A 17,621-nucleotide genomic window follows, 5' to 3' on the forward strand; every position below is an offset into this window, starting at 1 on the left:
CTGCCGGTGCCCCGCGGCCGGCCGCGCTAGAGGCGGACGGTCAGTTCCACCGTCACCTCGTCTCCGGACCCGAGGCCCCGCGGCTTGCGCACCGCGCTCTTCAGGGGCAGCAGGTAGCCACCGTCCTTGGGGAAGAGCGACGTCTCGAAGGCGACCTCGCCGAGCCGCGCCTCGACGGGGATGACGCCCCAGCCGTAGGTGGCCATCGCGGCCACGTCGCGGATGTCGGCGGACTCCTCGGCCGGGACGCGGACGAAGTAGTACGGCGCCGGTCCGCGCCATTCGATCACCGGGCCGGTGAAGGCGAGTTCCACGAGGTCGGTCTCTTCTCAAGAGGGGCCGGATCGCTCTCATTTTCACTCACAACGGGCTCTGCGAGGTGGCCGCGCCGAAATCTCGGGCTGCCGGGCACGTTTCCGTATTCACAGGGTGAACTCGGCTGCGCCGGGCGGGTTTTCTGTGCTTCACCTCTTGACGGCCGCAGTGACGGGGAGCACATTGGCGACACTTTGAGAGCGCTCTCAAAGGCACCCGCGCACTCAACTCCCCACTCCGTACACCGAGAGGCAGCACTCCCCATGAGCGAACCCTCCGGCATACACCGCAGACGACGCCCCGTCAGGCGCGCGCTTGTCGCCGCGCTCGGCGCGCTCGGCCTGGCGGTGGCCGGCGCCCTCGTCGCCGTGCCGTCCGCGAACGCCTCCGCGCCCACGCCCCCGGCGGGCTGGACGCAGGTCTTCCTGGACGACTTCAACGGCGCCGCGGGCACCGGCGTGAACACCTCCACCTGGCAGTACGCGACCGGCAAGGGCTATCCCGGCGGCCCCGCCAACTGGGGCACCGGCGAGATCGAGACGATGACGAGCAGCACCGACAACGTCGCGCTCGACGGCAACGGCAACCTCCGCATCACCCCCCGCCGCGACGCCTCCGGCAACTGGACGTCCGGCCGCATCGAGACCAACCGCACCGACTTCCAGCCCCCGGCGGGCGGCAAGCTCCGCGTGGAGGCCCGCATCCAGGTGCCGAACGTGACCGGGGCCGCCGCCAAGGGCTACTGGCCGGCCTTCTGGATGCTGGGCGCGCCCTACCGGGGCAACTACTGGAACTGGCCCAGCGTCGGCGAGCTGGACATCATGGAGAACACGCAGGGCATGAACACGGTGTTCGCCACGATGCACTGCGGCACCTCACCGGGCGGCCCCTGCAACGAGACCAGCGGCATCGGCGGCAACACCACCTGCTCCGGCACGACCTGCCAGGCGGGCTTCCACACCTACCGGATGGAGTGGGACCGCTCGACGAGCCCCGAGGAGATCCGCTTCTACCTCGACGGCACCAACTTCCACACCGTGCGGGCCAACCAGGTCGACGCGACGACGTGGAAGAACGCGACGGACCACGGCTTCTTCATCATCCTCAACGTGGCCATGGGCGGCGGCTTCCCGGACGCCTTCGGCGGCGGCCCGGACAGCGGCACGCAGCCGGGCCACCCCATGGTCGTCGACTACGTCCAGGTGCTGTCGGCCGGTGGGAGCGGTACCACTCCCCCGCCGACGGGCAACCGTGACGCCTACAGCGCCATCCAGGCCGAGTCGTACGACGGCCAGAGCGGTGTCGGCACCGAGTCCACCTCCGACTCCGGCGGCGGGCAGAACATCGGCTCGCTGGCCAACGGCGACTGGGCGCTCTTCCGGGGCGTCAACTTCGGCTCCACGGCGGCCACTCAGTTCGTCGGACGGGTGGCGAGCGGTGCGGCGGGCGGCGTCAGCGGTCTGGTCGAGGTTCGCCTGGACAGCCGCGGCAACGCACCCATCGGCAGTTTCGCGGTGGGCAACACGGGCGGGTGGCAGTCGTGGCGGACGATCCCGGCGAACATCAGCGGGGTGACCGGGACGCACGACGTCTATCTCACCTTCACCAGCGGTCAGCCGTCGGACTTCGTGAACGTGAACTGGTTCAACTTCGGTCGCTGACACAGGCACTGCCGATGCCCCCGCGGGACTCGATCGCCCTCGCGGGGGCATCGGCCGTTCACGCCGCCGTCTCCACGGGCAGCTCCGCCAGCCGCCACTCCAGCATCCCGTCGGTGAGCCGGACGGCCCTGCGGCCGCGCTCCCGCAGCAGGCGTACGGCGTCGTGGGCGAGGACGCAGTAGGCGCCCCGGCAGTAGGCCACCACCTCGGTCCCCTCGGGCAACTCGGCGACACGGTCGGCGAGTTGGGCGACCGGGATGGACAGGGCGCCGGGGATGTGTCCGGCCGCGTACTCCTCGGCCGGGCGCACGTCCAGGACGACGATCTCCCCCGCCGCGGCACGGGAGAGGAGTTCCTCGCGGTCGACCGCCGTCGTGTCGTCGGCGCCGAGGTAGGCGGCGCGCGCGGGTTCGACGGCGGGCTGGTGGGCCTGGGCGACCCGGCGGAGCAGGGCGTAGAGGGCGGCGACGTCGTCTCCGGCCAGGCGGTAGCGGATGCGTACGCCGTCACGTCGGGTGGCGACCAGGCCGGCCTGCCTGAGGGTCTGCAGGTGCGCCGAGGCGGTCGTCAGGTTCAGGCCGGCGGCCTTGGCGAGGGCGTCGACGGTGCGCTCGCCCTGGGCCAGCAGATCGAGCAGCTCCAGGCGTTTTCCACTGCTCAGCGCCTTGCCGGTGCGGGCGAAGGCGTCGTACAGGGCGGCCTTGCGTACCGCGTCTCCCATGGCTTCCTCCATCATTCCATGGAATATTGTAGTGGTGGGGTGGGCGGCCGGCCACCCGGCGCCCGTACCGTGGCAACTGGAGGATCCGATGGGCTTCGCGGACGATCACCTGATTCCGCTCGTCGACACGGGCCTGGGCAACAGTGCCTACCTCGTCGAGCTGGGCGACGGCCGCGCCCTGGCGGTGGACGCGAGCCGCGATCTGCGCGCCCTGCGTGCGGCGGCCGAGCGACGGGGGCTCACCGTGGCCTTCGCCGCCGACACCCATCTGCACGCCGACTTCCTCACCGGCGCGCTCCAGCTCGCCGCCGACGACGGCGCGACGGTGCTGGCCTCCGCCGCCGGACGCCGCGCCTTCGGCCATCGGGGCCTCGCCGACGGCGACGAGGTGGACCTGGGCGGGCTGACCCTGCGCGCGCTGGCCACCCCCGGCCACACGGACGAGCATGTGTCCTTCCTCCTGCTCGACGGCGCACGGGAGCTGGGGGTCTTCACCGGCGGTTCACTGATCGTCGGCTCGGCCGCCCGCACCGACCTGCTCGGCGCCCACCGCGCGGAGGAACTCGCCCGCGCGCAGTACCGTTCCCTCCACCGCCTGGCCCGGCTCCCGGACGCGACGGCCGTATGGCCCACCCATGGCGCCGGTTCCTTCTGCTCCGCCCCGCCGGGTGCCGGGCGCACCACCACCGTCGGCGCCGAGAAGCGGGCCAACGCCCTGCTCGCCGCGCCGGACGAGGACAGCTTCGTACGGGAGCTGCTCGGCGGCCTCGGCTCCTACCCCGCGTACTTCGACCGCCTGGCCGAGGCGAACCGGCGGGGTCCCGCGCTGCTCTCCGCCGCGCCCCCGCTGCCCGCGCTGTCCACGGCCGACGTACGCCGGCTGCTCGGCGAGGGTGCGCGGATCGTCGACGTACGACGGGTACGGGACTTCGCCGCCGGCCACATCCCCGGCGCTCTCTCCGTCCAGCTGCGCGACTCGTTCGCCACCTGGCTCGGCTGGCTGCTGCCCGAGGACGTCCCGCTCGTCTTCGTCACCGCGCCCGGTCAGGATCTCGCCGAACTCATCTGGCAGGCTCTGAAGATCGGGTACGAGCGGCTGCTCGGTCATCTCACCATGGACGCCTGGACGGCCGACGGGGGCGAACGGGAGACCGTCGAACTCGTGCGGGCCGACCGCGTCGGCGGCCGTGCCGTCCTCGATGTGCGCCAGCGCTCGGAGTGGGCCGCCGGGCACATCCCCGGAGCGGTCGGCATCGAACTCGGCGAACTGGCGGCCCGTACGGACGAGGCACCGCCGGGCGCGCTCGTGCACTGCGCCCACGGAGAGCGCGCGATGACCGCCGCCAGCCTCCTGCAGCGGGCCGGCCACCGCGGCCTCGCCGTGCTCGTGGGCGGCCCGGACGACTGGGCCGAGGTCACCGGGCGCCGGCTGGAGGAGGGCGCGTGACGGCGACCACCGGCCGAGACGGCGTACGGCTCGGACTGCGCGCCAACCTCGCCCAGTTCAGCCTGCTCGTCCTGGTCAACGCCCTCGTCGGCGGCATGCTCGGCCAGGAGCGCACCGTACTGCCGCTGCTCGCCGACGAGGTCTTCCACCTGTCCGCGTACACCGCCGCCCTCACCTACATCCTGGCGTTCGGGGCGACGAAGGCGGTGACCAACTTCTTCGCGGGCACCCTTTCGGACCGGTACGGACGCAAGCCGGTGCTGGTCGCCGGGTGGCTGATCGCCCTGCCGGTGCCCGCGATGCTCGGGTGGGGCCCGTCCTGGGGCTGGATCGTCGCCGCGAACGTCCTCCTCGGCGTCAACCAGGGCCTGACCTGGTCCACCACCGTCATCATGAAGATCGACCTGGCCGGTCCGCAGCGCCGGGGCCTGGCCATGGGCCTCAACGAGGCCGCCGGATACGGCGCGGTCGCCGCCACCGCGATGGCCACCGGCGCCCTCGCCGAGCACGCCGGGCTGCGGCCCGAGCCCTTCCTGCTGGGCGCCGCGTATCTCGTCCTGGCCCTGGGCCTGTCCCTGTTCGCCGTCCGTGAGACCCGCGAGCACGCCCGCGCCGAGGCCGCGCTGCACCCCGTACAGGCGCCGGAAGAGCGGGAGTTGACTACCGCTCAGGTCGCCCGCCGGACCAGCCTGACCGACAGGGCGCTGTCGGCGGCCAGCCAGGCGGGCCTGGTGAACAACCTCAACGACGCCCTCGCCTGGGGCGTCTTCCCGTTGCTCTTCGCCGCGCACGGGCTGTCGGTGGCGCAGATCGGCGTCCTGGCCGCCCTGTACCCGGCCGTGTGGGGTGCGGGCCAGCTGGTCACCGGGTGGTGGTCGGATCACGTCGGCCGCAAAGTCCTCATCACCGCGGGCATGTTGCTGCAGTCGGCCGCGATCGCGCTCGTGGCCGCCGGAACCGGCCTCCCGCTCTGGGCCGGCGCGCAGATCCTCCTCGGGCTCGGCACCGCGCTCGTCTATCCGACCCTCCTCGCCGTCATCGGCGACGTGGCCCATCCCGCCTGGCGGGCCCGCGCGGTCGGCGTCTACCGGCTGTGGCGTGACGGCGGGTTCGCGGTCGGCGCGCTGCTCGCCGGTGTCCTCGCCGACGCGTACGGGATCAGGGCGGCGATCTGGACGGTCGCGGCCCTGACAGCCGCCTCGGGACTGGTCGTCGCGGTGCGCACGTACGAGACGCGGCCTCACCGCCACCATGGGTCCCATGGGTGACGCCCAGCTCGCCACCGCGGCGCCGGCCACCGACGCACTGCCGTGCATGGTCGACGCGGCCGCCGTCGGCGTGCGGCTCGTCGGGGGCCGCGTCCCCGGAAGGCGACGTCCACGCGCCCCACGGCGTCGTCGTCGGCGTCGGCGCGCGCGGCGTCGGCGGCGGACACCAGGCCGGTGCCCTTGCACGCGAAGCACACGCGCGAAGGTGTCGTACTCGGCCGTGACGAAGGTTCTGTCCGGGCACCGACGACCAGCTGGACCAGGGGGGCCGGGCGCGGCGTGCGCGAGTCGAGGCCGGCGCCGTAGTAATTCCGGCGGACCGTCGATACGCCGCGCGCAGACCTCGGACTGGGCCGCGTTGACCGCCATCGGGTCGCCGGGGTCGAGGAGGCGCGGCGCGAGAGCATCCGGCGCTGGTGCGAGCACGGCTCGGTCCTCGTGGCCGAGGAGTCGTCCGCTCCCGTGGGCTACGGCGTGCTGGAGTACACCTTCTTCGAGCAGGGTTTCCTCACCCTGCTGACGGTCGCGCCCCACGCCCGCCGGCGCGGGGTGGCCACCCGTCTCGTCGAGGCGGTCGAGGCCGCCTGCACGACCGCGAAGCTGTTCACCTCCACCAATGTCTCCAACCACCCGATGCAGCGACTGCTGCACGGGGTCGGCCGGCACCCGGTCGGCCTGGTGCACGGTCCGGACGAAGGCGACCCCGGACTCTTCCACCTGTGCCCGGGCGCCCGGCTCGGCGGCGCCGGTCCGGCCGGCGGCTGAGCGAGGCGCTCAGCGCAGCTCCGCGCGGAACGCCGCCGGTGTCATCTCCGTGTGCTGGTGGAAGAACTTGGAGAAGTTCGCCGCGTCGGGGAACCCGACCGCCGCCCCCACCCGGCCGATCGGCAGGTCCGTGTGGGCCAGCAGCCGTTTGGCCTCCAGGACCACGCGTCGGTCGATGAAGCCCTTCGGTGTCTGGCCGGTGGCGGCGCGGACCGCGCGGACGAGGGTGCGGCGGGAGTAGCCGAGTTGGTCGGCGTAGGCGCTGACGCTGTGGTTGGTGGCGAAGCCCTTCTCCACGGCGTCCCGGAAGAGGGTGAAGGTCGTGTCGGCCTGGCCGCCCGCGGCCCGGTCCGAGCTCGCGGCGAGATGGGCGAGGCGGAGCAGGAAAGCCGTGAGCGAGTGGCGCAGGACCGCGGTGTGCAGGCTCAGCGGGAGGGTCGTCGTGTCCTCGTACTCGCGTCGGAGCTGGGCGAGGGCCGACCGCAGGGCGGTGAGCTGGGCGTCGTCGGGGTGGAGCAGGGGCGGCAGGTCGTAGCGGTACAGGCCGGTGGCCTCGACCGTGGCGCGGGGCAGGAAGCCGGGCTGCATGGTCAGGACGGTGCCCCGGTAGTCGTCGGCCGCCGAGAAGCGGTGGACCTGGCCCGGGCGGATCCACAGCAGGTCGCCGGCCGTCGCCTCGTACTCGGCGAAGTCGACCATGTGACGGACGGGTCCCTCGCTGAAGAGCATCACGACATGGAAGTCGATGCGGTGCACCCGCTCCAGCGGCGCGTCCACGGCGTGCCAGGTGCGGCCGGTGCCCATCGGGCCGACCTGCATGCCGACGCCGAGGACGCTCAGATCGACCGGGAAGGGGAACGTTCTGATTCCGTCGCCGCCGTCGCCGTCTTGGGCCGTTGTATCCGCCATGTCCGTCTCGTGCCGTCTCAGTCGTGCGCGCCTCGCGCTCAGCCGTGCGCTGCGCTCGCCGCGGTGTCCCACTTTCACCACAGCCTGACACACGCGGACCTTCCCCAAGAAAAGTCAGACTTTTACTTTTGAACGCGTTGGACCAGCCACTTCGCTCCGATCGAGGACTTTTTGAAGATGAGCACGCAGACACCGGACACTTTCGAATGGACCGAACTGGACCGGCGTGCCGTCGACACCGCGCGCCTTCTGGCGGCGGACGCCGTGCAGAAGGTCGGCAACGGCCACCCGGGCACCGCGATGAGCCTGGCGCCGGCCGCGTACACGATCTTTCAGAAGGTGATGCGGCACGACCCGGCGGACCCCGAGTGGACCGGCCGTGACCGCTTCGTCCTCTCCCCCGGCCACACCTCGCTGACCCTGTACACCCAGCTCTTCCTCGCCGGGTACGAGCTGGAGCTCGACGACCTCAAGTCCTTCCGCACCCATGGGTCGAAGACGCCGGGTCACCCCGAGTACGGTCACACCGCCGGCGTCGAGACCACCACCGGCCCGCTGGGCCAGGGCGTCGCCAACGCGGTCGGCATGGCGATGGCCGCCCGCTACGAACGCGGCCTGTTCGACCCGGAGGCGCCCGAGGGCGAGTCCCCGTTCGACCACACCATCTGGGCGATCGTCTCCGACGGCGACCTGCAGGAGGGCGTCTCCGCGGAGGCGTCCTCGCTCGCCGGCCACCAGAAGCTCGGCAACCTCGTCTTCCTGTACGACGACAACCACATCTCCATCGAGGGCGACACCGCGACCGCGTTCTCCGAGGACGTTCTGAAGCGGTACGAGGCCTACGGCTGGCATGTGCAGCGGATCGAGCCCGCCGAGAACGGCGACATCGATGTGCACGCGCTGTACGCGGCGCTCAAGGCGGCGCAGGCCGAGACCGAGCGCCCCTCGATCATCGCGATGCGCACGATCATCGCCTGGCCGGCCCCGAACGCCCAGAACACCGAGGCCTCGCACGGCTCCGCGCTGGGTGAGGACGAGGTCGCCGCCACCAAGCGCGTCCTCGGATTCGACCCCGAGCAGACCTTCGAGGTCGCCGACGAGGTCCTCGCCCACACCCGCCGGGCCCTCGACCGGGGTGCCGAGGCACACGCGGACTGGGACAAGCGGCTCGGCACGTGGCGCGCCGCCCACCCCGAGCGTGCCCGGCTGTTCGACCGGATCGTCGCCGGTCAGCTGCCCGAGGGCTGGGAGGACGCCCTGCCGGTCTTCGAGGAGGGCAGGTCGGTCGCGACACGCGCCGCCTCCGGCAAGGTGCTGCAGGCGCTGGGTGCGGTCATCCCCGAGCTGTGGGGCGGCTCCGCCGACCTCGCCGGCTCCAACAACACCACCATCGACAAGACGAGTTCGTTCCTGCCGGAGGGCAACCCGCTGCCCGAGGCCGACCCGTACGGCCGTACGGTCCACTTCGGCATCCGTGAGTTCTCGATGGCCGCGGAGATGAACGGCATCGCGCTGCACGGCAACACCCGTATCTACGGCGGCACGTTCCTCGTGTTCTCCGACTACATGCGCAACGCCGTCCGGATGTCCGCGCTGATGCAGCTGCCGGTGACGTACGTCTGGACGCACGACTCCATCGGTCTCGGCGAGGACGGCCCCACCCACCAGCCGGTCGAGCACCTGGCCTCGCTGCGGGCCATCCCGGGTCTGAACATCGTCCGCCCGGCCGACGCCAACGAGACCGCGATCGCCTGGGCCGAGATCCTCCGGCGGCACGCCACCGACCCGGCTCCGCACGGGCTGGCGCTCACCCGCCAGGGTGTGCCGACGTACGCGCCCGACCCGGATGCGGCGAAGGGCGGTTACGTCCTGAAGGACTCCTCCACCGACACCCCCGACGTCGTCCTCGTCGCCACCGGCTCCGAGGTCCAGCTCGCCGTCGCCGCGCGGGAGCAGCTGGAGGCCGAGGGGATCGGGACGCGGGTGGTGTCGATGCCCTCCGTGGAGTGGTTCGAGCAGCAGCCGCGCGAGTACCGCGAGAGCGTCCTGCCGCCGTCCGTGAAGGCGCGGGTCGCCGTCGAGGCCGGGATCGGTCTGACCTGGTACCGGTTCGTGGGGGACGCGGGACGCATCGTCTCCCTGGAGCACTTCGGCGCCTCCGCCGACGCCAGGACCCTGTTCGCCGAGTACGGCTTCACCGCCGAGAACGTCGCCGCCGCAGCCCGGGAATCCCTCGCTGCCGCGCGTGGTTGATCCCACCGCCAGAAGGAAGATGATCACTGTGACCACCGCAGCAACCGCCACCGCGGGAACCCTGAAGCGCCTCTCCGACGAGGGCGTCTCGATCTGGCTGGACGACCTGTCGCGCAAGCGGATCGAGTCGGGCAACCTCGCCGAACTCGTCGAGAACAAGAACGTGGTGGGCGTCACCACCAACCCGTCCATCTTCCAGGCCGCCATCGGCTCCGGCGAGGGCTACGAGGAGCAGCTCGCCGACCTGGCGGTGCGGGGCGTCACGGTCGACGAGGCCGTGCGCATGATGACCACCGCCGACGTACGCGCCGCCGCCGACATCCTGCGGCCCGTGTACGAGGCCACCGACGGCCGGGACGGCCGGGTCTCCATCGAGGTCGACCCGCGGCTCGCGCACCACACGGCGGCCACCATTGCCGAGGCCAGGCAGCTCGCCTGGCTGGTCGACCGCCCCAACGTGATGATCAAGATCCCGGCGACCAAGGCCGGACTCCCGGCCATCACCGAGGTCATCGCCCAGGGCATCAGCGTCAACGTCACGCTGATCTTCTCCCTGGAGCGCTACCGCGAGGTGATGGACGCCTACCTGGCCGGTCTGGAGAAGGCCGCCGCGAAGGGCCTGGACCTCTCCGCCATCCACTCCGTCGCCTCCTTCTTCGTCTCACGCGTCGACAGCGAGATCGACAAGCGGCTGACGGCGATCGGCACGGACGAGGCTCTCGCGCTCAAGGGCCGGGCGGCGCTCGCCAACGCCCGTCTCGCCTACGAGGCCTACGAAGAGGTCTTCGCCGGCGACCGCTGGACCGCCCTCGCCGGCGCCAAGGCCAACAAGCAGCGCCCGCTGTGGGCCTCGACCGGTGTGAAGGACCCGGCGTACAAGTCCACCCTGTACGTCGACGAGCTGGTCGCCCCCGGCACCGTCAACACGATGCCCGAGGCCACCCTGAACGCCACCGCCGACCACGGCGAGATCACCGGCGACACGGTGACCGGCGGCTACGCGCAGGCACGCGCCGACCTGGCCGCCGTGGAGGCGCTGGGTATCTCCTACGACGAGGTCGTCACCCGCCTGGAGGACGAGGGTGTCGCCAAGTTCGAGGTGGCGTGGCAGGACCTGCTGGACGCCGTGAAGAAGTCGCTGGGCAGCAAGGGAGCTGACGCGGAATGACCTCCGACTGGGACAACCCCCTGCGCGACCCGCGCGACCGCCGGCTCCCGCGCATCGCGGGCCCGTCCGGGCTCGTCATCTTCGGCGTCACCGGTGACCTGTCGCGCAAGAAGCTGATGCCGGCCGTCTACGACCTCGCCAACCGCGGGATGCTGCCCCCGGGCTTCTCCCTCGTCGGGTTCGCCCGCCGGGACTGGGAGGACCAGGACTTCGCCCAGGTCGTGCACGACTCGGTGCGTGAGCACGCCCGCACCGAGTTCCGCGAGGAGGTCTGGCAGCAGCTCGCCGAGGGCATGCGGTTCATCCCGGGTGACTTCGACGACGACATGGCGTTCAAGCAGCTGCGCCAGACGGTCGACGAGCTGGACGCGGCGCGCGGCACGAGCGGCAACTACGCCTTCTATCTCTCCGTACCGCCGAAGTTCTTCCCGAAGGTCGTCCAGCAGCTGAAGAAGCACGGACTGGCGCAGGCCCCCGAGGGGTCCTGGCGGCGGGCGGTCATCGAGAAGCCGTTCGGCCACGACCTGGCCAGCGCCCGCGAGCTCAACGCGATCGTGCACGAGGTGTTCGACCCGGAGCAGGTCTTCCGGATCGACCACTACCTGGGCAAGGAGACCGTCCAGAACATCCTGGCGCTGCGGTTCGCCAACCAGATGTTCGAGCCGATCTGGAACCGGTCGTACGTCGACCATGTGCAGATCACCATGGCGGAGGACATCGGCATCGGCGGCCGGGCGGGCTACTACGACGGCATCGGCTCGGCCCGTGACGTCATCCAGAACCACCTGCTCCAGCTGATGGCGCTCACCGCGATGGAGGAGCCGGCCGCGTTCGACGCCGCGTCGCTGCTCACCGAGAAGCTGAAGGTGCTCAAGGCGGTCAAGCTGCCGGAGGACCTCGGCAGGCACACCGTGCGCGGCCAGTACACGGCCGGCTGGCAGGGCGGTGCGCAGGTCCTCGGGTACCTCCAGGAGGACGGCATCGACCCGCGGTCGAAGACCGACACGTACGCCGCCGTCAAGCTGAATGTCGACAACCGGCGCTGGGCGGGGGTGCCGTTCTATCTGCGCACCGGCAAGCGGCTCGGGCGCCGTGTCACCGAGATCGCGGTCGTCTTCCAACGCGCGCCGCACTCCCCCTTCGACTCCACCGCCACGGAGGAGCTCGGCCAGAACGCCATCGTCATCCGCGTCCAGCCGGACGAGGGCGTGACCGTGCGGTTCGGCTCCAAGGTGCCGGGCACCTCGATGGAGATCCGGGACGTGACGATGGACTTCGCGTACGGCGAGTCGTTCACGGAGTCCAGCCCGGAGGCGTACGAGCGGCTCATCCTGGATGTCCTCCTCGGGGACGCCAACCTGTTCCCCCGTCACCAGGAAGTGGAAGAGTCCTGGAGGATCCTCGACCCGATCGAGGAGTACTGGGACACGCACGGCAAGCCGGCGCAGTACGCGTCCGGCAGCTGGGGACCCGAGGAAGCCGACGAGATGCTCGCACGAGACGGACGGAGCTGGCGCAGGCCATGAAGATCGACCTGACCGACACCACGGCAAGCAAGATCAACAAGGCGCTGGTGCAGGGCCGCCGCGCGATCGGCACGCCGGCCGTGGGCATGGTCCTGACGATGGTCATCGTCACGGACGAGGAGAACGCCTACGACTCGATCAAGGCGGCCGAGGAGGCCTCGCACGAGCACCCCTCGCGCACCCTGGTCGTCATCAAGCGGCACGCCCGCACCCCGCGCGACCGCACCCGCTCCCACCTCGACGCCGAGGTCCGGGTGGGCGCCGACGCCGGCACCGGTGAGACGGTCATCCTGCGGATGTACGGCGAGGTGACCGAGCACGCCGACTCGGTGGTGCTGCCGCTGCTGCTGCCGGACGCCCCGGTCGTCGTGTGGTGGCCGGTGGACGCGCCGGAGAACCCCTCGAAGGACCCGCTGGGCGCGCTGGCGCAGCGCCGGATCACCGACCTGTACACCACCGAGACCCCGCTGGCCGACCTGCAGGCCCGCGCCCGCTCCTACGCGCCCGGCGACACCGACCTCGCCTGGACCCGGCTCACCCCCTGGCGCTCCATGCTCGCCGCGGCCCTGGACCAGGCCCGGGTGCCGATCGTCTCGGCGGCCGTGGAGGCCGAGGCCGACAACCCGGCCGCCGAGCTGCTCGCCCGCTGGCTGGAGGCCCGCCTCCATGTCACCGCCGAGCGGGTCGTCACCGCCGGACCGGTCGTCACGGGCGTGCGCCTGGGCACCGAGAACGGCGAGATCGTCATCGACCGTCCCGAGGGCCCGCTGGCCACGCTGTCCCTGCCGGGCCAGCCGTCGCGCACCCTCGCGCTGAAGGTCCGCACCACCTCCGAACTCATCGCCGAGGAGCTCAGGCGCCTCGACGCGGACGAGATGTACGCCATCGCCCTGCGCGGCGAGGGCACCAAGGAGACGCCCTCTCATGTCTGAGACTCCCAAGCTGACCCGGCGCCCCGAGTGGACCGAGCTGGAGGACCACCGTTCGGGCCCGCTGCTCCACCCGGACCTGCGGGAGCTGTTCGCCGCCGATCCCGGGCGGGCGCAGCGGTATGTGGTGCGCGTGGGCGATCTGCGCATCGACTACTCCAAGAACCTGGTCACCGACGAGACGCTGGCCCTGCTCCAGGAACTCGCCGCCGCAACCGACGTGTTCGGGCTGCGCGACGCCATGTTCCGCGGCGAGAAGATCAACGTCACCGAGGACCGGGCGGTGCTCCACACGGCGCTGCGCGCGCCGCGCGACGCCGTCATCGAGGTGGACGGCGAGAACGTCGTGCCGAAGGTGCACGCGGTGCTGGACAAGATGAGCGAGTTCGCGAACCGCGTCCGCTCCGGCGAGTGGACCGGGCACACGGGCCGCCGTATCCGCAATGTCGTCAACATCGGCATCGGCGGCTCGGACCTGGGTCCGGCGATGGCGTACGAGGTGCTGCGCCCGTTCACCGAGCGCTCCCTGACCTTCCGGTTCGTCTCCAACGTGGACGGCGCCGACCTCCACGAGGCGGTGCGGGACCTGGACCCGGCGGAGACCCTGTTCGTCGTCGCCTCCAAGACCTTCACCACCATCGAGACGATCACCAACGCCACCTCGGCCCGCTCCTGGCTGCTGGCCGGGCTCGGCGGCGACGACAAGGCAGTGGCCAGGCACTTCGTGGCGCTGTCGACGAACGCCGAGAAGGTGACGGAGTTCGGCATCGACCCGGACAACATGTTCGAGTTCTGGGACTGGGTCGGCGGCCGCTACTCCTACGACTCGGCGATCGGCCTGTCCCTGATGATCGCCATCGGCCCGGAGCGCTTCCGGGAGATGCTCGACGGCTTCCACATCGTCGACGAGCACTTCCGCACCGCCCCCGCCGAGGCCAACGCCCCGCTGATCCTGGGCCTGTTGGGCATCTGGTACGGCAACTTCTTCGGCGCCCAGTCGCACGCGGTGCTGCCCTACAGCCACTACCTGTCGAAGTTCACGGCGTATCTGCAGCAGCTGGACATGGAGTCCAACGGCAAGTCGGTGCAGCGCGACGGCCGGCCCGTGGACTGGCAGACCGGACCGGTGGTGTGGGGCACGCCCGGCACCAACGGGCAGCACGCCTACTACCAGTTGATCCACCAGGGCACCAAGGTCATCCCCGCCGACCTGATCGGGTTCGCGCGTCCGGTCGACGAGCTGAGCGGCGAACTCAAGGCCCAGCACGACCTGTTGATGGCCAACCTGTTCGCCCAGGGGCAGGCGCTCGCCTTCGGCAAGACCGCCGACGAGGTGCGCGCGGAGGGCGTCGCCGAGGAGCAGGTGCCGCACCGCACCTTCCGCGGCAACCACCCGACGACGACCATCCTCGCCCGCGAGCTGACCCCGTCGGTCCTGGGCCAGCTGGTCGCCCTCTACGAACACAAGGTCTTCGTCCAGGGCGCGATCTGGAACATCGACTCCTTCGACCAGTGGGGCGTCGAGCTGGGCAAGGTGCTCGCCAAGCGAGTCGAGCCCGCCCTCACCGACGGCGCCGATGTCCCCGGCCTCGACCCCTCCACCGCCGCCCTCGTGGCCGCCTACCGTGAACTGAAGGAAGTGCACTGACATGCAGCTGGGACTCATCGGCCTGGGCAAGATGGGCGGCAACATGCGCGAGCGGATCCGCCGCGCGGGCCACACCGTCATCGGCTACGACCGCGACCCCGAACTCTCCGACGTCGGCAGCCTGTCCGAACTGGTCGACAGGCTCGAAGGCCCGCGCGTGGTCTGGGTGATGGTCCCGGCCGGCGCCCCCACCCAGTCCGTCATCGACGAGCTGGGCGATCTGCTCTTCCCCGGTGACACCGTCGTCGACGGCGGCAACTCCCGCTGGACGGACGACGAGAAGCACGCCGAGGAGCTGGGCGCCAAGGGCATCGGCTTCGTCGATGCGGGCGTCTCGGGCGGTGTGTGGGGCCTGGAGAACGGCTACGCGCTGATGGTCGGCGGCGACAAGGAGCACGTGGACCGGCTGCGGCCGGTCTTCGACGCGCTCAAGCCGGAGGGGCCGTACGGCTATGTCCACGCGGGCAAGGTGGGCGCGGGGCACTTCGCGAAGATGGTCCACAACGGCATCGAGTACGCGATGATGCAGGCCTACGCCGAGGGCTGGGAGCTGCTGGAGAAGGTCGACTCCGTGACCGACGTCCGGGAGGTCTTCCGCTCCTGGCAGGAGGGCACGGTCATCCGCTCCTGGCTGCTGGACCTCGCGGTGAACGCCCTCGACGAGGACGAGCACCTTCAGAAGCTGCGCGGGTACGCGGAGGACTCCGGCGAGGGACGCTGGACCGTGGAGGCCGCCATCGACAACGCCGTGCCGCTGCCCGCGATCACCGCCTCGCTCTTCGCGCGGTTCGCCTCCCGCCAGGACGACTCCCCGCAGATGAAGATGATCGCGGCGCTGCGCAACCAGTTCGGCGGCCACGCCGTCGAGTCGAAGGAGTAGCGGCCGTGGGGGATCTCCTCCTGGTCCGCCACGGTGAGACGGAGTGGAGCAGGTCGGGCCAGCACACCAGCTGGACCGACCTGCCCCTCACCCGGGCCGGTGAGGAACAGGCCAAGTCCCTGGCCCCGCTCCTGTCCGGCCGGACCTTCTCCCTGGCGCTCACCAGCCCGCTGCACCGCGCCGCGCGCACCGCCGAACTGGCGGGCGTCGCCCGGGCCGTACCGGACCCCGATCTGCACGAGTGGGACTACGGCGGCTACGAGGGCGTCACCACCGTGGAGATACACCGCACCCGCCCCGACTGGTCCCTGTGGACGGACGGCGTGCCGCCCGGACCGGACGGTCACCCCGGTGAGTCACCGGCCGAGGTGGGTGCGCGCGCCGACCGGGTGCTGTCCCGGGTCGCGGCGGCGCTCGCCGAGGGCGATGTGATCCTCGTGGCGCACGGCCACTTCCTGCGGGTCGTCACGGCCCGCAGGCTGGGGCTGGCACCCGCGGACGGGCGGCTGTTCCAGCTGGCGACGGGCACGGTGAGCCGCCTGTCGACGGAGCACGGCCGGCCGGTCGTCGCCGAGTGGAACACCCGGCCGTGACAGCCACCGGCCGGATCGCGGGAAACCGGCGGTGAGTTGACAGGTTCGACGGCCGGCGTCAGAGTCCCGACTGATGGAGATCAACGATCTGACGCCGGCCGAGCTGCGCGTGTGGCAGGCCTTCCCCCGAGGGGAGGTCGTGGACTTCCGCACCGACGGGGACGAGGACGCGGCGACGGGGGCCGACTGGGGTGGGGAACGCGCGCTGCGCGCGTCGGTGCTGAAGGCGTTGCTCGTCAGCGCGCCCCAGGAGGACGGCGAGATCGCCGCACTGAGGGTCGTGGGCGCCCGGATCATGGGCACGCTCGACCTCACGCACGCCGTTGTGGACCACTCGATCCGCCTGAGCCGCTGTCACTTCACGGAACCGCCGGATCTCTACGGCACCCAGTTGCGCAGACTCAGCCTGCGGGGCTCCGTTCTTCCCGCACTCGACCTCGGCAGCGCACGGGTCGACGGCTTGGTGAACCTGTCGGAGTGCCGAGTGCGCGGACGGGTGCATCTGAGCGGGGCGCAGATATCCGGTGGGCTGTTCCTGGAACGTGCCGAAATCACCGCCCGGGACGACCGGGAACCCGTACTCAAGCTCACTCGGACGGCGATCGGCGACGACCTGTGGGCGCCGGGACTCCGGGTGCGGGGCGAGATGCGGCTCAACGGCGCCCAGGTCTCGGGGTCGATCAACCTGGACGAGGCCCGGCTCAGCCGCCCCGGCCAGGTCGCTTTGGACGCGGTGACACTCAGCGTGGACGGCGACGTCCTGCTGCGGCGCGTGCATGTGGAGGGGTGGACAGGGCTGCGGGGCGCCCGCATCGCGGGCAGGCTCGACCTGTCGTACGCGCGCCTGTCGAACCCGGGTGACATGGCACTGCGGGCCGGCAGCTGCACCGTGGGGGAACTGTGGCTGCGCAGGGGCGCGCCGATGGACGGCGGTCTCAACCTGCGCCGGGCCCAGACGGACGTCCTGTTCGTGGAGCCGGAGAAGCTGCCGGACGAGGTCCGGCTCGACGGCCTCGGCTACACGACCCTCACCCCGCACGAGCCCGCCGAACGCCGCCTGCCGATGCTGGAGCGGGATGTCGACGGCTATGTCCCCCACGCCTACGAGCAGTTGACCGCCGCATACCGCCGCATCGGCGACGACCACGCCGCCCGTCTCGTCCAGCTCGCCAAGCAGCGCCGCCACCGCACCACCCTGCCCTGGTACGGCCGTCTGTGGGGGCACATCCAGGACGCCACCGTCGGCTACGGGTTCCGGCCGATGCGGGCCCTGGGCTGGCTGCTGTCGCTGCTCGCCGTCGGCTCCGTCGCGTTCGCGCTGCACGCGCCCCCGCCCCTGAAGGCGGACGAGGCACCCGACTTCAACCCGGTGTTCTACACGCTCGATCTGCTGCTGCCGGTGATCTCCTTCGGACAGGAACCGGCCTTCGCCCCGGAGGGCTGGCAGCAGGCCCTGGCGTATGTCCTCGTCCTCACCGGCTGGATCCTGGCCACGACGGTCGTCGCCGGTGTGTCCCGGACCGTCAACCGCCAGTAGG

Annotated in this window: 15 protein-coding genes; 12 read left to right on the top strand and 3 right to left on the bottom strand. The window is 71.4% G+C overall.

Annotated features, from left to right (window positions below; translation table 11 throughout):
* Positions 1 to 26: 26 nt before the first annotated feature.
* Positions 27 to 314 carry a DUF1905 domain-containing protein gene (locus AQI70_RS11880; RefSeq protein WP_062147334.1) on the bottom strand — a complete coding sequence of 96 codons (288 nt, stop codon included), beginning with the start codon at positions 312 to 314 and terminating at the stop codon, positions 27 to 29.
* A gap of 264 nt (positions 315 to 578) precedes the next feature.
* On the opposite strand from AQI70_RS11880, the gene AQI70_RS11885 reads away from it, so the two are divergent.
* The gene (locus AQI70_RS11885; protein ID WP_062147337.1) at positions 579 to 1,976 is read left to right on the top strand and encodes a glycoside hydrolase family 16 protein; all 1,398 of its coding nucleotides are present in this window, start codon (positions 579 to 581) and stop codon (positions 1,974 to 1,976) included.
* 58 nt (positions 1,977 to 2,034) lie between these two features.
* Here the strand turns inward: AQI70_RS11885 and AQI70_RS11890 are convergent, their stop codons facing one another.
* On the bottom strand, positions 2,035 to 2,697 hold the full coding sequence (locus AQI70_RS11890) for an ArsR/SmtB family transcription factor (protein WP_167358899.1): 663 nt from the start codon (positions 2,695 to 2,697) through the stop codon (positions 2,035 to 2,037).
* 88 nt (positions 2,698 to 2,785) lie between these two features.
* Here AQI70_RS11890 and AQI70_RS11895 point away from each other — a divergent pair, with 88 nt between their 5' ends.
* The 3 genes from AQI70_RS11895 (at position 2,786) to AQI70_RS11905 (ending at position 6,177) form a co-directional block, all read left to right on the top strand.
* The gene (locus AQI70_RS11895) at positions 2,786 to 4,144 is read left to right on the top strand and encodes an MBL fold metallo-hydrolase (RefSeq protein WP_062148306.1); all 1,359 of its coding nucleotides are present in this window, start codon (positions 2,786 to 2,788) and stop codon (positions 4,142 to 4,144) included.
* The gene (locus AQI70_RS11900; protein WP_062147343.1) at positions 4,141 to 5,412 is read left to right on the top strand and encodes an MFS transporter; all 1,272 of its coding nucleotides are present in this window, start codon (positions 4,141 to 4,143) and stop codon (positions 5,410 to 5,412) included. Before AQI70_RS11895 ends, AQI70_RS11900 begins: the two co-directional genes overlap by 4 nt.
* Before the next feature lie 438 nt (positions 5,413 to 5,850).
* Positions 5,851 to 6,177: a GNAT family N-acetyltransferase gene (locus tag AQI70_RS11905; RefSeq protein ID WP_244181579.1), complete on the top strand. Its 327-nt coding sequence runs from the start codon at positions 5,851 to 5,853 to the stop codon at positions 6,175 to 6,177.
* Between the two features lie 9 nt (positions 6,178 to 6,186).
* Here the strand turns inward: AQI70_RS11905 and AQI70_RS11910 are convergent, their stop codons facing one another.
* Positions 6,187 to 7,086, bottom strand: a complete 900-nt coding sequence (locus AQI70_RS11910) for a helix-turn-helix domain-containing protein (RefSeq protein ID WP_062147350.1) — start codon at positions 7,084 to 7,086, stop codon at positions 6,187 to 6,189.
* Between the two features lie 177 nt (positions 7,087 to 7,263).
* Between AQI70_RS11910 and tkt the strand changes: the two genes are divergently transcribed.
* From tkt to AQI70_RS11950, 8 genes are all read left to right on the top strand, one after another.
* Entirely contained in the window at positions 7,264 to 9,339 is a 2,076-nt protein-coding gene (gene tkt, locus AQI70_RS11915; protein WP_062147354.1) for a transketolase, read from the top strand.
* 19 nt (positions 9,340 to 9,358) lie between these two features.
* A complete protein-coding gene (tal, locus tag AQI70_RS11920; RefSeq protein WP_062147357.1) occupies positions 9,359 to 10,507 on the top strand; it encodes a transaldolase in 1,149 nt (382 codons plus the stop codon).
* Positions 10,504 to 12,033 (top strand): glucose-6-phosphate dehydrogenase, encoded by a 1,530-nt coding sequence (zwf, locus tag AQI70_RS11925; RefSeq protein WP_062147360.1) that lies wholly within the window; start codon positions 10,504 to 10,506, stop codon positions 12,031 to 12,033. Before tal ends, zwf begins: the two co-directional genes overlap by 4 nt.
* Positions 12,030 to 12,965 carry a glucose-6-phosphate dehydrogenase assembly protein OpcA gene (opcA, locus tag AQI70_RS11930; protein ID WP_062147368.1) on the top strand — a complete coding sequence of 312 codons (936 nt, stop codon included), beginning with the start codon at positions 12,030 to 12,032 and terminating at the stop codon, positions 12,963 to 12,965. The genes zwf and opcA overlap by 4 nt, the downstream gene beginning before the upstream one ends.
* A complete protein-coding gene (pgi, locus tag AQI70_RS11935; protein ID WP_062147371.1) occupies positions 12,958 to 14,610 on the top strand; it encodes a glucose-6-phosphate isomerase in 1,653 nt (550 codons plus the stop codon). Before opcA ends, pgi begins: the two co-directional genes overlap by 8 nt.
* 1 nt (position 14,611) lies before the next feature.
* Positions 14,612 to 15,490: a phosphogluconate dehydrogenase (NAD(+)-dependent, decarboxylating) gene (gene gnd, locus AQI70_RS11940; RefSeq protein WP_062147374.1), complete on the top strand. Its 879-nt coding sequence runs from the start codon at positions 14,612 to 14,614 to the stop codon at positions 15,488 to 15,490.
* A gap of 5 nt (positions 15,491 to 15,495) precedes the next feature.
* The gene (locus AQI70_RS11945) at positions 15,496 to 16,083 is read left to right on the top strand and encodes a histidine phosphatase family protein (protein ID WP_062147378.1); all 588 of its coding nucleotides are present in this window, start codon (positions 15,496 to 15,498) and stop codon (positions 16,081 to 16,083) included.
* Positions 16,084 to 16,156: 73 nt separating this feature from the next.
* Positions 16,157 to 17,620: a hypothetical protein gene (locus tag AQI70_RS11950; RefSeq protein WP_062147381.1), complete on the top strand. Its 1,464-nt coding sequence runs from the start codon at positions 16,157 to 16,159 to the stop codon at positions 17,618 to 17,620.
* Position 17,621 lies beyond the last annotated feature (1 nt).

Origin of the sequence: Streptomyces curacoi, assembly GCF_001513975.1 — a bacterium.
Classification (GTDB): Bacteria; Actinomycetota; Actinomycetes; order Streptomycetales; family Streptomycetaceae; genus Streptomyces; species Streptomyces curacoi.